The 15,088-nt window shown below is 62.8% G+C and carries 16 protein-coding genes; 6 read left to right on the top strand and 10 right to left on the bottom strand.

The genetic code is table 11. The features are described 5' to 3' along the window. Positions 1-86: 86 nt before the first annotated feature. The 5 genes from ACOIX3_RS16295 to ACOIX3_RS16275 all read left to right on the top strand — a co-directional run bounded on the left by ACOIX3_RS16295 (position 87) and on the right by ACOIX3_RS16275 (position 4,446). Complete coding sequence (locus tag ACOIX3_RS16295; protein WP_420970853.1) at positions 87-653, top strand: FAD synthetase; 567 nt, start codon at positions 87-89, stop codon at positions 651-653. Further along, the gene (locus ACOIX3_RS16290; protein ID WP_420970851.1) at positions 650-1,174 is read left to right on the top strand and encodes a flavin reductase family protein; all 525 of its coding nucleotides are present in this window, start codon (positions 650-652) and stop codon (positions 1,172-1,174) included. The genes ACOIX3_RS16295 and ACOIX3_RS16290 overlap by 4 nt, the downstream gene beginning before the upstream one ends. A 72-nt stretch (positions 1,175-1,246) precedes the next feature. After that, positions 1,247-2,116 (top strand): intradiol ring-cleavage dioxygenase, encoded by an 870-nt coding sequence (locus ACOIX3_RS16285; protein ID WP_176532048.1) that lies wholly within the window; start codon positions 1,247-1,249, stop codon positions 2,114-2,116. 68 nt (positions 2,117-2,184) lie between these two features. Continuing rightward, positions 2,185-3,363, top strand: coding sequence for a muconate/chloromuconate family cycloisomerase (locus tag ACOIX3_RS16280; RefSeq protein ID WP_420970849.1), 1,179 nt, complete (start codon positions 2,185-2,187; stop codon positions 3,361-3,363). A 186-nt stretch (positions 3,364-3,549) separates the two neighbouring features. Further along, positions 3,550-4,446, top strand: a complete 897-nt coding sequence (locus tag ACOIX3_RS16275) for a LysR family transcriptional regulator (protein ID WP_420970847.1) — start codon at positions 3,550-3,552, stop codon at positions 4,444-4,446. A 9-nt stretch (positions 4,447-4,455) separates the two neighbouring features. Here the strand turns inward: ACOIX3_RS16275 and dusA are convergent, their stop codons facing one another. Further along, positions 4,456-5,415 carry a tRNA dihydrouridine(20/20a) synthase DusA gene (gene dusA / locus ACOIX3_RS16270; protein WP_420970845.1) on the bottom strand — a complete coding sequence of 320 codons (960 nt, stop codon included), beginning with the start codon at positions 5,413-5,415 and terminating at the stop codon, positions 4,456-4,458. Between the two features lie 170 nt (positions 5,416-5,585). On the opposite strand from dusA, the gene ACOIX3_RS16265 reads away from it, so the two are divergent. Continuing rightward, positions 5,586-6,686, top strand: a complete 1,101-nt coding sequence (locus ACOIX3_RS16265) for a site-specific integrase (protein WP_342722637.1) — start codon at positions 5,586-5,588, stop codon at positions 6,684-6,686. Between the two features lies 1 nt (position 6,687). On the opposite strand, the gene ACOIX3_RS16260 is transcribed toward ACOIX3_RS16265, so the two are convergent. From ACOIX3_RS16260 to ACOIX3_RS16220, 9 genes are read right to left on the bottom strand one after another with little or no spacing between them, the layout of a single operon-like run. Continuing rightward, positions 6,688-6,924 (bottom strand): DUF2274 domain-containing protein, encoded by a 237-nt coding sequence (locus tag ACOIX3_RS16260; RefSeq protein WP_342722638.1) that lies wholly within the window; start codon positions 6,922-6,924, stop codon positions 6,688-6,690. A 3-nt stretch (positions 6,925-6,927) separates the two neighbouring features. After that, complete coding sequence (locus ACOIX3_RS16255) at positions 6,928-8,217, bottom strand: TrbI/VirB10 family protein (protein ID WP_342722639.1); 1,290 nt, start codon at positions 8,215-8,217, stop codon at positions 6,928-6,930. Further along, the gene (gene trbG, locus ACOIX3_RS16250) at positions 8,214-9,239 is read right to left on the bottom strand and encodes a P-type conjugative transfer protein TrbG (protein WP_420970842.1); all 1,026 of its coding nucleotides are present in this window, start codon (positions 9,237-9,239) and stop codon (positions 8,214-8,216) included. The genes ACOIX3_RS16255 and trbG overlap by 4 nt, the downstream gene beginning before the upstream one ends. Beyond that, a complete protein-coding gene (gene trbF, locus ACOIX3_RS16245) occupies positions 9,236-9,940 on the bottom strand; it encodes a conjugal transfer protein TrbF (RefSeq protein WP_342722641.1) in 705 nt (234 codons plus the stop codon). Before trbF ends, trbG begins: the two co-directional genes overlap by 4 nt. Before the next feature lie 3 nt (positions 9,941-9,943). Further along, positions 9,944-11,098 (bottom strand): P-type conjugative transfer protein TrbL, encoded by a 1,155-nt coding sequence (gene trbL / locus ACOIX3_RS16240; RefSeq protein WP_342722642.1) that lies wholly within the window; start codon positions 11,096-11,098, stop codon positions 9,944-9,946. Positions 11,099-11,109: 11 nt separating this feature from the next. Then, the gene (gene trbJ, locus ACOIX3_RS16235; RefSeq protein ID WP_342722643.1) at positions 11,110-11,862 is read right to left on the bottom strand and encodes a P-type conjugative transfer protein TrbJ; all 753 of its coding nucleotides are present in this window, start codon (positions 11,860-11,862) and stop codon (positions 11,110-11,112) included. Between the two features lie 26 nt (positions 11,863-11,888). Then, positions 11,889-14,474, bottom strand: coding sequence for a conjugal transfer protein TrbE (gene trbE, locus ACOIX3_RS16230; RefSeq protein WP_420971739.1), 2,586 nt, complete (start codon positions 14,472-14,474; stop codon positions 11,889-11,891). Beyond that, positions 14,468-14,725 (bottom strand): VirB3 family type IV secretion system protein, encoded by a 258-nt coding sequence (locus ACOIX3_RS16225; RefSeq protein ID WP_342722644.1) that lies wholly within the window; start codon positions 14,723-14,725, stop codon positions 14,468-14,470. Before ACOIX3_RS16225 ends, trbE begins: the two co-directional genes overlap by 7 nt. Then, positions 14,725-15,084 (bottom strand): TrbC/VirB2 family protein, encoded by a 360-nt coding sequence (locus ACOIX3_RS16220; RefSeq protein WP_420970839.1) that lies wholly within the window; start codon positions 15,082-15,084, stop codon positions 14,725-14,727. The genes ACOIX3_RS16225 and ACOIX3_RS16220 overlap by 1 nt, the downstream gene beginning before the upstream one ends. Positions 15,085-15,088 lie beyond the last annotated feature (4 nt).

Raw genomic sequence — 15,088 nt, 5'->3', positions numbered from 1 at the left:
GATGCAACACCGCGCAGCACGGAAGGGAGCGAGCCGTGGTCAAGGGTTTTGACAGCAGCGCTGTCGCTTTCCATCGCGATGGAGAATTGACCCTCGACGCCTGCGTCGTGACCATTGGCGCGTTCGACGGCGTTCACCGCGGCCATCAGGAACTGCTCCGGCAGACCATTGCGGCAGCGCGACGCCGCGGCGTTCCGGCCGTGGTCTACACCTTTGATCCACCGCCGAAGGTGTATTTCGGCCAGGCCGAGCCGTTGATTTCGCTCCGCGAGAAGCTCGAGCGCATCGCAACATTTGCACCTGACCATGTCATCGTCGCCGATTTCAATGAGATCTACGTCCGCCGCAGCGCGGCCGATTTCCTCGCCGAGTTGCAGCGTCTGCAACCCTGTGAAGTGATCGTCGGCGAGGATTTCCGCTTCGGATCCTGCAAGGGCGGCACCGCGCAGCTGCTGCGGCAACACTTCGACACGCGCATCCTGCCGCCGGTGCGCTGCGGCAATGGCGAGATCGTCTCCAGCAGCCGGATCCGCTCGCTGCGGCGATCCGGCCTTGCAACCGCCGCGTCGGCGTTGGAAAACTGGCGGGACATCGTGACCGCGTCGCCAGCCAACCGATCCGGTTTGGTCCAACTCGAGGTCATCAACCCATGACCGCCATCGATCCGCGCGAGCTGCGCAACGCCTGTGGCCAATTCGGCACCGGCGTCACCATCATCACCACGCATTGCGAGGGACGCGACCATGGCATGACGGCCAATGCCTTCATGTCGGTGTCGCTCGATCCGCCGCTGGTCGCGATCTCGATCGCGAAAAGCGCGAAGATGCTCTGCAACATCCAGAACACCGGCCGCTTCGCGGTCAGCATTCTGGCTGAGGGAATGGAGGATCTTGCCTGGCATTTCGCGGGCAGGCCCAAGCTCGAACTCTGCGACGTCTTCGAGCGCCGCAACGAATTGCCCGTCATCGCGAACGCAGCGGCGTATTTCGTGACCGATCTTGCCGATGAGATCGTCGCAGGCGACCACACCATCTTCCTCGGCCATGTCCGCGAGATGGCGCTGGAACCCGGCAAAAAGCCGCTGCTGTTCTGCCGCGGCCGCTTCGGCGGCCTTGCCGACCCGCACCCCGCGCCCGCGACGCTGGAGAATGCTGCCTACGAATTTATCTGGTGAGACCGCCAGAAGATATTCCCGAAAACGGGGATGCAAGTTTGATCCAAACTGCAAGAAAAGGAGGAAACGACCATGCTGAACGTCAACAAGGACACCATCACCGACCACGTGATCGCCGCGCTCTCGAACGACATTCCTGATCGCAACCGTCAGATCATGACGAGCCTGATTCGCCACATGCACGCGTTCTGCAAGGAGGTCGACCTGACCTTCGCCGAGTGGTTCGCCGCCTGCGAATTCCTGCGCCGCGCCGGCGACATCTCGGACGAGAAGCGCAACGAGTTCATCCTGATCGCCGACATTCTTGGCGTCGAGGTGCTGGTCGACATGCTCGACCACAGGGTCACCGATGGCGAGAGCGAGTCCACCGTGCTCGGGCCGTTCTATCGGGAGAACCCGCCGGTGCTGCCCAAGGGCGCCTCCATCATCAAGAAGACGTTCGACAATGCACAGACCGTCAAGGTCAGCGGGCGGATCAGCGACACCGCGGGCCGGCCGATCGAGGGCGTCACCATCGACGTCTGGGAAGACGCGCCGAACGGGCTCTATGACCTGCAAGACCCCGAGCAGCCAGCCTATAATCTTCGTGGACGGTTCACGACCGATGCCAACGGCGAATACGCCTTCGTGGCGCTCCGCCCCGAGCCCTACCCGATCCCCTATGACGGCGCCGGCGGCGAGCTCCTGAAATACATGGGTCACCATCCCTGGCGTCCGGGCCACATCCACTTCATGCTCTCGAAGGACGGCTATCAATCGCTGATCTCGCAGATCTACGATTCCGAGACCAAGTATCTCGACAACGACTCGGTGTTCGCCGTGAAGCAGAGCCTGATCGGCAAGTTCGCCAAGGCGCCGGCCGGCGCCGACACCGACCTCGTTCTCGATTTCGACTTCAAGCTCAAGAAGGCAGCGGTCGAGCGCCTTGTCGCGGCCGAATGATCCGCACTACGCCCTGCCGGGCCGGGAAAGCCCGGCAGGGTTCACTTTGAACTGACCTGCGAGGACATATGAGTCGTGCCGTGATCGAAATCGCCGAGCCCGTGGAGCCAGTGCGGAACTTCGCAAGAGACACTGCGATCCGCAGTATCCGCGCCACCATCGTGGAAGCGCCGACCCGCCGGCGGCACAAGCTTTCGAACACGGAAGTCACGCATCAGGGCTACGTGCTGGTGCGTGTCCTGCTCGATAACGGCGTGACGGGTATCGGCGAAGCCTCGACGCTCGGCGGGCCGCGCTGGGCCGAGGAGAGCGTGGAATCGATCAAGGCTGCGGTCACGAATTACCTCGCGCCGGCGCTGCTCGGGCAGCCTGCCCTCGCCTTCGAAGCCAATGCCTTGCGCATGAGCAAGGCCGCGACCCGCAATTTCGCAGCCAAGGGCGCGATCGAATCCGCCCTGCTCGACGCCGCCGGCAAGACCCTCGGCCTCCCAGCCAGCGCGCTGCTCGGGGGTGCGGTTCGCCAGCGCATGGAAGTGATCTGGGCGCTGGCCTCCGGCGACAGCGGCCAGGAGCTGGAGGAAGCAAAGGAGAAGCTGCGCCGCCGCGAACATCGTCAGTTCAAGATCAAGTTCGGCTTCAACCGCCCACCGGCCGATCTGAAGCGGTTGCAGACGCTGCGCGCCGGCCTCGGCGACGAGGTTCGCCTGATCGTCGATGTCAACCAGGGCTGGACCGAAGCCGAATGCATCCGCTTCATGCCCGCGCTGGAGGAGCTGGACGTCGCGCTGGTCGAGCAGCCGGTGTCGGCGCTGCAGCTGGAAGCCATGGCGCGTGTCGCGGCGCGCACCTCCATTCCATTGCTGGTCGACGAAGCGGCCTTCACCAAGGAGGAAATCGCCCGCGTCGCCACGATGGGTTGCGGCAGCGTCTATTCGCTGAAGCTCGTGAAGAGCGGCGGCCTGTTTGAAATTAAGCGTGCCGCCGCGGTCGCCGGCGCGCACGGCCTCGAGCTCTACGGCGGCTGCCTGCTGGAGAGCAGCATCGGCGCGGCCGCGCATCTCGCCGCATTCGCCACCCTGCCCCGGCTCGAATGGGGAAGCGAGCATTTCGGTCCGCGGATCCTCGTGGAGGATCTCGTCGTCAACCCGATCAGGTTCGACGCGTTCGAGATCTGCGTGCCCGATGGCCCGGGCCTTGGCGTCGAGGTCGACGAGGACAAGATCCGTGCCTTCGCCCGGAAGGATTAGCGAGATGGCGTCGGCCAGGCGGATAATTGACAATCCAGGGATGCCCCCTCAGTCTTCCGGCCGGAACCACAGTTTCGATCATGCGCAGATGACCACGCGATATCAAACCCGGCAGGCCTTTCCCGCAGCTTCCGCGGAAGCGCGCGGACAAACGTTCGGCTGACCGTGACCGATCGCGACGACGTCATGGATCTGAGGCGACTGGTCTACTTCGTCGCCGTCGCCGAGGAATTGCATTTCGGCCGCGCCGCATCACGGCTCGCGATCGCCCAGCCGCCGCTCAGCCGGCAGATTGCGCAGCTGGAGAGCGATCTCGGCGTCGTGCTCATCGACCGGAGCCGAAGCCAGATCCGGCTGACCCAGGCCGGCAGCGTTCTGCTGGAGCGTGCGCGCGATGTGCTGGAGCGGCTTGACCGCACGCACCGCGAGATCAAGCGGATCGGGGAAGGCTTTTCGGGGCACCTGCGTGTCGCCTTCGTCGGATCGGCGACCTATGGCGTGCTGCCTAACGTGATCAAGGCGTTTCGCTCGGCCTATCCCGACGTCGAGCTCGCGCTGTCCGCGATGAACAACGCCGAGCAGAAGCGCGCGGTGATCCAGCGCGAGATCGATATCGCCGTCGCCCGCCCTTCGCTCGACGACGAGGAATTGAAGTCGGAGCCACTGCTGCAGGAGCCGTTGATCCTCGCGCTATCAGACACCTCGCCGCTACTCGAGCAGCAGGTCACGCGGCTGGCTGCGCTGAAGGCCGAGACATTCATCCTCTATCCGCGCAAGCCGCGCCCGAGCTTCGCCGACCACATCCTCAATATCTGCCTCGAAGAGGGCTTCATTCCGAAATCGCAGGTACTGGCCCAGGACTATCAGACCGCAATCAGCCTGGTGTCGGTTGGCGTCGGCATCGCGCTGGTGCCACAATCCGTCTCACAGGCGGAACGCCCCGGCGTCGCCTATCGCGCCTATGAGGGACATAATCCCGGCACCGCGCTGTCGCTGAACTACCGGCGCGACAACCGGATGCCGCACCTCTTCAACTTCCTGAAAATCGCACAAGACGTCGTGCGGCGTCAGCGCAAGCAATAACCGGCGCCGTCAGGCCGCGACCGACGCAAGCGGGCGGTCGTCGACGCGCGCGATCGCCTCGCGCAGCACGTCGGTCCCGGCGCCCGGCCGAACGCCGTTCTCCGCGAGATGCCTGCGGAACGCGCGCGCACCGGGGACGCCGTGGAAGGCGCCGACGAAATGGCGCGTGATCGAATGCAGTCGCGTGCCTTCAGCCAGTTGCCGCTCGATATAGGGCAGCATCGCCGCGAACACGTCCTTCATCGTGGCGTACGGCGGCGTTTCACCGAACAGCTCGGAATCGACTGACAGCAGCCGCCACGGCTCCTGATAGGCCGCCCGCCCCAGCATCGCGCCATCGACATGCGCCAGATGCTGCTTCGCTTCGGCGATACTCGTGATGCCGCCGTTGATGATGATGGGCACCTCCGGCAGCGCCGCCTTGAGGCGATAGACGCGATCATAGTCGAGCGGCGGGATGTCGCGGTTCTCCTTCGGCGACAATCCGTTGAGCCAGGCCTTGCGCGCATGCACGACGAGCGCATCCGCGCCCGCGGCGATCACACCGCGCGCCAACGTATCGAGCGCGATTTCCGGATCCTGGTCGTCGATGCCGATCCGGCACTTCACCGTGACGGGAATCTTCACCGCGCGCTTCATCGCCGCAACGCCCTCGGCGACCAGCGCGGGCTCGGCCATCAGGCAGGCGCCGAAGCGGCCGTCCTTCACCCGATCGGACGGACAGCCGACATTGAGATTGATCTCGTCATAGCCGAAGTCCTCGCCGATCTGCGCGGCGGTCGCGAGATCATGCGGGTCGGAACCGCCGAGCTGCAGCGCCACCGGATGCTCGCTGGCATCGATGCCGAGCAACCGCGCCCGGTCGCCGTGGATGATGGCGCCGGTCGTCAGCATCTCCGTATAGAGCCGCGCCCGCCGCGACATCAGGCGATGGAAGACCCGGCAGTGCCGGTCAGTCCAGTCCATCATCGGGGCCACGGAAAAGCGATAATCTTGCGATTTCAATGATTTACCTTATGCTTCAATGGGATGAAACACGAACGTGTGCACTCCAAACTAGCCGAATTTGCACACGTTTGTACCCGTTTTGACCTGCCAGTGCACACGTAGCGCACACGATTTGGGGAGTGCACACGACCGTGGCCAGTTTCACTCAGTTGCCGTCCGGGAGTTGGCGTGTCCAGGTCCGCCGCAAGAACCGCTATGTGGCGGAGACCTTCCGTCGCCGTAAGGATGGCGAGGAATGGGCGCTCGACATTGAGCGCAATATCGATCGCTGCGGGTCACCCAGGCCCCGAGCCGCTGTAAAGGCCAAAACCTTCGGCGACATCATCGATCTTCATATCGAAGACATGCTCGAAGTCGGTCGTCCTCCCCGCCGATCCAAGGCGGCTGTCCTGGAGGCTCTGAAGGAGGATCTCGGAACCGTAAAGCTTCCCCGTCTCGACCGTGAGAGGTTGATCGAATACGGCAGGAAACGCGCGAAGGAAGGTGCCGGCCCAGCTACCCTTGCAATCGATATGTCGTTCATCAGAACCATCGCAACGCATGCAGCAGCTGTTCACGGAATCGAAATTTCTGCCGAAGAGGTGCGCTTGGCACGTTTCGCGTTGAAGCATTTAGGTCTCGTCGGAAAGTCCGATGAGCGAGATCGACGTCCCACTCAAGATGAGCTCGACGAGCTCATCGAATATTTCGAGAGCAATCCGCGACAGGTCATCCCGATGGGCCGCATCGTCCGATACGCCGTTGCAACCACAATGCGGCAAGAGGAGATTTGCCGGCCTGACTGGCCGGACGTCGACATGGCGAAGCGGATTCTCACGATCATGGACCGCAAGGATCCGAGAAAGAAGGATGGTAACAATCAGAAAGTCCCGCTTCTCAATCTGACCGGCTATGACGCCTGGGAAATCATGCTCCAGCAGCGCATCATCACCAAAGGACAGGGGCGCGTATTCCCGTATAATCACAAGTCAGTAAGCGCGGCATTTACGCGCGCCTGCGACGAGTTGAAGATCGAGGATCTGCATTTTCACGACCTGCGGCACGAAGGTACAAGCCGCTTGTTCGAAGCTGGGCTCACGATCGAAAAGGTCGCGCTGGTCACCGGTCACAAAGATTGGCGCACGTTGCGGCGCTACACGAAATTGAGGCCCGAAGAGCTTCACAAGCTGCAAACTAAGCCACAGCCAACTCTGGAAGAGTACCTCCGGACACTAGATACCGTACAGGCGTAGATCAGGATTGTCGTTCGGCCTGCGAAGAGCTGGCACCGCCGATTCTCATTTTCTTGAATGCCGCGTCGGTGTCGATAAATGCTTGCAGCATAAACGGAATCAAATCCGCAATTTCCTCTCGTGTGCCGTACGTCTGCGCATAGAAATCGGCGTACTCACGTAGGTGCTTGGCTAGGCTTGGCGCAAGTACGAGATTCATTTTCACCGGAGTTCGGTCGGGCAGCTTCGCGAGCTTCATCTCTCACCTACCCTTAGCCACTGCCTGAACATCCCGGTAGGGTTTCAATACCAGATCCTTCGAAACAATCACCCGCAGCGGCCATCCCGGTCGCACCGTGATCGTCGGCTGCACGTCGAGCTGGCGTTCCACCAGTCGTTGACCAGCACGATTGGTCGTCTGCTGCGTGCTTTCCCGCAGTGCCTTCACGAGATCGCTCTCGTCATGACCGATCGATAATTGCGTCCCTACTCCGATCAGTGTCGCCAAGGCCACGCCCTTGAGCAGTTGCCAGGTATGGAAGTCCACCTCATCCTCGAGCCCGGCGTAGCCCGCAACATCAGTAGCTGGAAGGTTCTCGATCACCATGGAATTGCCATTCGGCAGGACTAGGCGCGTCCAGACGACAAGCGCCCGCTTCTGGCCGAAGGCTACCACGCTATCGTATTTGCCGATGAGCCGCGTCCCCTGTGGCACGAGCAGATGCTCGCCCGTCACGGTGTCGTAGACGTTCTCCGTGACCTGAGCGATCGTGGCGCCGGGCAAATCCGAGTTCAGCCCCGTGACCAGGCTCGCTGGTATAATCGTCCCCGCCATCACGGCGTAGGTGGAGGGCGCCGGCAGAAGCGCATGCGGATTAATGGTCTCGGTGTCAGCTTTCGCTCCCACAAAGGCGAGCTTTCGCGCCTGCGACGAGGGCACGATCTCGTCTGACCGATCGAGCATCGCCCGCGCAGCTTTCGCGAGCTCAGCCGCGGACGGCCCAGGATCGGCTGCCTGTGGCCGGAAGGAGGACGGTGGGCTGACGGCCACTTCCGTAACATCAGCGCGTCTGCGCTTGTCCTGCTTTTCCGACAGACGGAAGAACAGGCCCGACTCCCTTGCCTGTTGCGCGACACGCACCTGGCGAATGCGTTCGGCTCTCTCGGCATCCTCTTCCGGGTTGGTGCGGAAGCCTGGATCCGATGATGACGCGGTGCCGACTTTCTTTTCATTCTCGGCAAAAGCCCGGCCGATATCGCCCGGAGATGGCGGTCCAAGCCGCGGCGTTGACGGCGATAGCTCTTCGTAAGATTTGGGCAGCTTGCTCAGCCCCTCCGCTGTTTGCTTCCGGTCTGTGTTGTATAGCTCTGGCCGGTCCGCCTGCTTCAATGACCGCAGCGGCCGGAGCGCCAAGATCGTCGCACCGGCAATGAACAATGCAGCGACCGCGCATCCGATCATGAGTGCGCGCGTGTTCAACCGGCGAATAGGCCGCGGCCGTGCCCGCAGCTCCAGAGGCTCCGGCGGCTCCCGATCCACCCCGCTTGTCATGAGGCACTCCCGGCGTTGACGGCTTGCGACACCGGCCGCGCATCAATGCGGATGATCCGGACGATGCGCTGGGGATCCTCGCCCAGACGGAGCTCGGCGGCGCCAAACATGCGGTCAACAACGTAGTAGGTGCCCCCGACGCGATAGTTCACAAGATTTGGACGACCGTCGGCGCCTGCAACAAACAAGGGCGGCGCCTCGCCCTGCGACAGGCCTGATGGCATCTGGATGAAGACCTTGCGGCCATCGTCGAACGCCCGCAGGGGTCGCCATGGCGGATCATCGCCTTCGATGCGGTAGCGGAAGTTAAGGCTGTCGAGCCGAACGCCGCGATCGGCGACCCGTTCCTCGTTTGCCTGGGCGGTCGCGTTCTGCTTGTGAAGGGCAACCAGAGTATCCGTCGGATATGTCCAGGAGATCGAAGCCATATAGGTCTGCTTGGTCGAGACGAGCTCTAGATGGTAGGCGCGCCGGTCGGTCAGGATCACCAGATTGGTCTGGACATCCGGAAGCGTCGGTTTGACGAGGATATGGACCCGCCGGCTGCTACCCTGACCGCTCGAGGTATCGCCGACCACCCATCGAACGGTGTCGCCCGTGGAGACGTCGATCAGTTCCTCACCAGGCTGAAGCGCGATAGTCGAGACCTTCTCGGGGCTGGCATAGAGCCGATAGAGGGCCCCTTCAGTCCACGGATAGACCTGAATCGCGTTGATGTAACCGGCCCGGGTCGGCTCCATCCGCGCAGCCTTGTTCGCCTTGGCAATCGCCTGCTCAGGCGGCACCTTTTCTTCCTTGGCGCCCTTCTTCGGATAGGGCTTGAGCTGGCCAGGCAATGGCAGGACCTTGGGCGCCTCGACAATTTCGACGGGCTTCGGCGGATCTGCCTCCGGGAGCGCTTGCTCGAATGTCAGCTCATCATAAGGTGCTTCGAGGTTGAGCTTTGTGGCGCATCCGCAGAGCACAAGCGACAGGACCAGGACGCTGGCCGACGCGAGCTTGGTTGTGGCAGCAGAATTCATTTGGCGTCTCCGATGAGGTCGCGCGACCAGTTGAGGGAATGAACGTAGAGGCCGAGCGGATTCTTGCGCAGCGTCTCGGCGTCCGCCGGCGGTTTGAGAACCGTGGTGACGAGACCAGTGAATCGCTCGGTCCTGGCGATCGTGCCGTTCTCGAAAGCGTTCTCCTTCCAGCGGATTTCGAAGCTGTCGCCGGATGCACGCACCACCGAGGTAACTTCGGCGGTGACGGTCCTCGAGCCGATTTTCGCGAACGGATCGGTTTCTCGCGCGTAGTCGTTCAGGGCTTGCGCGCCGCGATCGGTGACGAAGTCGTAGGCCCGCAGCCAATTCGTGCGGACAATCACGGGGTCGATCGACAACGAACGAACGTTCTCGATGAACCGCGCCAGAAAGTGCGCGATCTGCGCATCCGAGGGCTGATACGCTTCCATCGCAGGTCCGACGGCGCGGACCTCGCCCAACCGGTCGACTTCGACCACATAGGGGACGACGCCTGAGCGGGCGATCACGGTGAGCAGCGCTAACCCGAGAACACCGGACACAGCGGTGATGCCCAGCGCCGCGAGCCGCCAATTGCTCGCCTGAACTCGCGCGGACCCCAGCCGCTCGTCCCAGACCTGGCCCGCTTTCTGGTAGGGCGTCACGGGCTCTGGCGTCTCTCCGTAGCGAACGGATACGCGTTGAAAGGGATGACCGGCCATGTGTCAGTCCTCCCCGAGCTTCGGACCCGAGGAATGACCGCCCTTGTCCCCATCCTTCAGGGTATGGGCAGCAATCTGCGCTGCCTCCCGGGCGTGCAGTGCCGAGGCCGCAACGCGCGAAGAGCCGGGGGCCGCGGCCCCGCTCGCTGCTCCGACGCTTCCGACCGCAGACGGCTCGGCAGCGGCAGCATGTGCTGCACCGCCGCCGACCGACGATGCTCCGCCCAGCGACGCCGCGGAACGGACCGCTGTCATCGACCCACTCGCGGCCATGCGGAGCCCGCCCACAGCAACCGCGCCGCCTCCGATCGCAACAGCAGCCGCACCAGCGACTGTACCCGCCGCAGACCCGGCCCCCAATTGAGGCGCACCCGACACAAGGCCGGCGGCAATGCCCGGACCAAAGATTCCAAGTCCAAACAGGGAGAGCGCCGCAAGCAGCAAGCTCATGGCCGACGCAATATCGACCGGTCGCGTCAGCGTGCTTGCGAGTTGACCGAAGATGGTCGAACCGATGCCGACAATGATCGCCAGCATCATCACCTTGACGCCGGAGGCTACGACATTGCCGAGCGTCTTTTCGGCGAGGAATGCAGTCTTGCCCCAAAGCGCGAACGGCACGAGGATGAAGCTCGCAAGTGTCGTCAGCTTGAACTCGATCAGCGTGACGAAGAGCTGAACCGACAGCACGAAGAACGCGAGCACGATCACGATCCAGCAGAACAAGATGATCAGGATCGTTGGCAGGTTCGTCAGCACATCGAGGCCGGAAAACTGGCTCACCTCTTCCAGAAGCGGATGCGCTGCAGTAAACCCGGCGGCGGCAACGAAGCCCGGCCGGGCCAAATCAGCCGCGCTCAATGTGCCGCCTGACGCTTTCAGGCCGATTCCCGAAAACGAGTTGAAGATGATGTTGGCAAGGCTCTTGAAGTTGCCGATGATGAAGGCGAACGCACCGACGTAGAGGATCTTCTTGGCAAGCGTCACCAGGATCTGGTCGTCGGCCCGCATGCTCCAGGCAAGTCCGGCAAGCGTGAGATCGATGACGACGAGTGTCGAACTCAGGAACGAAACTTCGCCCGACAGAAGACCAAAGCCCGAGTCGATATAGCGCGAGAAAGTCTCGGTGAAGCGATCGATGACGGAGAGATCAGCCATGGCGCCCTCTCCTATCTGCCGCCGGCGTAGGCATGGCCATCGCCGATGAAGCGGATGAAGCGCTCCTGGGCGGCCGCCGCGGATGCGCGCTCCTCGGCCGCCCTCAACGTGTCGGCGCGGGCCTGGGTCGCCAGCAGCGTCTGCATCTGCATTGCTTGCTTGATCTGTAGAGCCAGCAACTCGTTGCCGGACTGCTGGGCCTGCAAGGAGCCGACCGCGGCTGACGAATTAGTCATCAGCGTGCGAAGCGTCTGGCCGTCCTGGTCCAGGTTACTGACGATGGCCGACTGCATCGTCAGCGCCTGCTTGAGCCCCTCATAGCTGTTGTTCCAGCGTGCGGTTGCATCCAGCACCATCCTGTCCGACGTTGTCGCGGCGCCATACTGACGAGGATAGAGCTGCGCAAAATCCTGCTGCGTCCTCTGAACGTCGAACGAAATGCCTTTCGCTTGAGCGATCAGGCTGTTCATCTGACTGATCGTCGAGGTCAGCTGACCGACGACGCTGGTCGGAAGGCTCGCCAGATGCTTGGCCTGATTGAGAAGCGACTGGGCCTGATTTTCGAGGCTCCTGACCTGGTTGTTGATCTGCTCCAACGTGCGAGCGGCAGTCAGAAGATTCTGGCCGTAGTTTGAGGGGTCGAACACGATATCGAATGCCCCAACCCGTCGCGATCCATTCACGGCGACGACTATAGATAGTGCTACGGTCACGAAGATTCTTGTAGTTGTACGCGCAGATAAGCGGCCGATACTTTCGAGCATAGGAAACTCCAAAGATTGAGGTCGGGTCAGGCCCTGTGGGCCTGTTCAAAGGTGCTGATCAGATTGGCGGCCCAGTGCAGATCGCGTTCAGCGAAATAGCGCTCGGCAAAATGGTAGGGGCCCGAGCGGGCTAAGACCTCGTCAATGGCGCGCTGATCCTCCGGCGAGGACGCCCCGACGAGCGCAAGCGCGGCCGGTCCAAGACCAAGTTCGAACAGGCGGTTGCCGGCACGCGACTGCAGGTAGTAGTCGCGCTTGGGAAAGGCCTCGGCGATCAGGCGCACTTGCGTGTCGTTCAGGCCGAAGCGCCGATAGGTTTCGGTCTGGGTCGGCTCAAGGGCACGGGGATTGGGCAGGAATATCCGGCTCGGACAGGACTCGATGATCGCGGGCGCAATCTCGCTCTCCGCGATATCGGCAAGCGATTGAGTGGCAAACACCACCGCCACATTCTTCTTGCGCAACGTCTTCAGCCATTCACGAATCCGGCTCGAGAACAATGGATCGTCAAGGAAGACCCAGGCTTCATCGAGCACCAGCAAGGTCGGGCGCCCATCGAAACGCGCCTCCAGAGTGTGGAAGAGATAGGTGAGCACGGGTGCGACCAGCACCGGCAGCGCCATCAGCTCTTCCATTTCGAAAGTCAGGACGTCGGCACTCGAAAGGCGGTCGGCGTCCGCATCGAGGAAACGACCGTAAGGTCCCTCCAGCGTATAAGGCTGAAGCGCCTGACGCAGGGCGTCTCGTGCGAGCAAGGCCACAAGCCCCGTCATCGTGCGCTGGGAGACCGGCGCCGTACCGAGGCTCTTGAGCGCCGACCAGAGGGTCTCCTTGACCTCGGGCGTCACGCTGACGCGCTCGTGGGCAAGCACGCCGCAGAGCCAGTCGAGCGCCCAGAGCCGCGCGCCCTCCTCGGCTACATCCTTGAGCGGCTGGAACGCGATGCCACCCTTGGCCCCGAGCTCGTACCACGCACCCGACAGCGCAAGGGTCGTGGCGCGAGCGGAACGGCCCTTGTCGAATATGATCAGCTGGGCATTCGGATAGCGCCGAAACTGGAAGGCCAGCATCGACAGCAACACCGACTTGCCGGCGCCAGTCGGGCCGACGACGATGGAATGCCCGACGTCGCCGGCGTGCAGCGAGAGCCGGAACGGCGTCGCCCCCTTGGTCTTGGCGATCAGAAGTGGCGGCCCATCGAGATGCTCGCATCGCGCCGGTCCGGCCCACACGTCCGACAACGGGCACATGTGAGCCAGATTGAGCGTGTGCACGATGGGTTGGCGAATATTCGCATAGGCCTGCCCCGGCAAACCGCCGAGCCATGCCTCGACCGCATTGACGCTTTCCCGGATCGTGGTGAAGCCCCGGCTGTTGATCACGCGTTCGACGAGGCGGATCTTGTCGTCGGCGGCACGCGCGTCCTCGTCGCTGACAGTGACGGTCGTCGTGATGTAACCGAATGCCACGAGATCGTCGCCGAGCTCGGTCAACGCGGTGTCCGCGTCAGCCGCCTTGTTGCTGGCGTCCGTGTCCACGAGCGCGGCCTGTTCGTTGAACATGACCTCCTTCACGATCGCTCCCAGTGATTTGCGCTTGGCAAACCATTGGCGGCGATACCGAGATAGCGAAGCATGCGCCTGCGTGCGGTCGAGTGGCAGAAATCGCGTGGCCCAGCGGTAGGCAACGCCGAGCCGGTTCAGCTCATCCAGCAACCCAGGAAAGGTCACGTGCGGGAAGCCGAGCACGGTCAGCGCACGAAGGTGGCTTCGGCCGATCGCCGGCGACAATCCACCGGTCAGCGGTTCGTCGCTCAGAAAACAATCCAGATAGGCCGGAATCTCAGGCACGGCGACCGGGTGCCGCTTGGTCGAGACGCAGCTATGCAGGTAGGTCAGTGTCTCCCCGTCATCGAGCGGCCGGATCTCGGGAAGGACCGAAGACAAGAGATCGATCGCCCGGTCCGTCTCCTGGACAAAGCGCTCGAGATGATCGCGATAGCTGTGCTCCCGCGATGACCGAGGCTGACCAGCTTTACGAGCAGTCGTGGAGACCGATTCATCCGGCCGGGCGGCCTCATGCCGAGGCGCGGAAGCCTGCTGCCTATGCCGCCTACGCCGTGACGACCCCACGCCCCGGTTGTCTCGCGAACGCTCGAGGAACAATCCTTCCAGCCGCGACACGCGCTCGGCCGGCGGCAAATACATCAAAGTGAGGTGAAGCACGCTCTCAAAATGCTGACCGCGCGGACGTGACGGATCGTCCCACGATGCCTCGGACGCACTTTCGAAGGCGGCCCGCCGTTCCTCATCGACAAGCCACGACACCGCGTCGGGAAAGCGTGAGCGCGGATATTCCGACGCCGGAATCCGCGTGGCGTCGAAGAATAGCGCCCAGCCCGAGCCAAAGCGCTTCAGAACGTTGTTCACCCGCGAGACCACGCTCATGAGCTCGGCCTCGGTCGCACTATCGAGATCCGGGCCCCGGTAGCGCATGGTGCGTTGAAAGCTGCCGTCCTTGTTCAGGATCACGCCGGGCGCGATGAGGCATGCCCAAGGCAGCCAGTCGGCCAGACGATAGGCATGGGAACGGAATTCTCTCAAATTCAGCATGCGAGCCACCCCTTGTGCTTGGTGTGACGGATTGCGACCTCGACAAAGGCGGGATCGCGCCTGGCGAGCCACACCGAGATGGTGTGACCGACGATCCAGAGCACGACGCCTGCGAGCCAAAGCCGCAGGCCAAGCGCCAGCACCGCCGACAAGGTGCCGATCAGGATGGCCGCGGAGCGCGGCGCGCCACCGATCAGAATGGGCGCGGTCAACGAGCGGTGAAGCACGAGTTCGAAGCCATCGGGACGCATCAGATCAGTGCTCCGCCGCCGAAGGAGAAGAACGACAGGAAGAAGGAGCTTGCCGCGAAGGCGATGGAGAGGCCAAAGACGACCTGGACCAACTTGCGGAACCCACCTGAGGTGTCACCGAAGGCGAGCGAAATGCCGGTCACCGTGATGATGATCACAGCGACGATCTTGGCGACCGGTCCCTGCACCGACTCCAGGATGCGCTCAAGCGGCGCCTCCCACGGCATGCCTGAGCCTGCGGCGTGTGCGACCGAAGCGGAGAGGAGTACGCATGTGACGCCTGCTCCGAACCCGATGAAGAAGCGCCTGTGAGCTCGACGAAAGCGGAAGCGCGCCGTTGAACGCGTCAAAACAGCCATGTTG

Source organism: Bradyrhizobium sp. B120 (assembly GCF_049075665.1).
Classification (GTDB): domain Bacteria; phylum Pseudomonadota; class Alphaproteobacteria; order Rhizobiales; family Xanthobacteraceae; genus Bradyrhizobium.
This window is presented reverse-complemented; position numbering and strand designations above follow the sequence as displayed.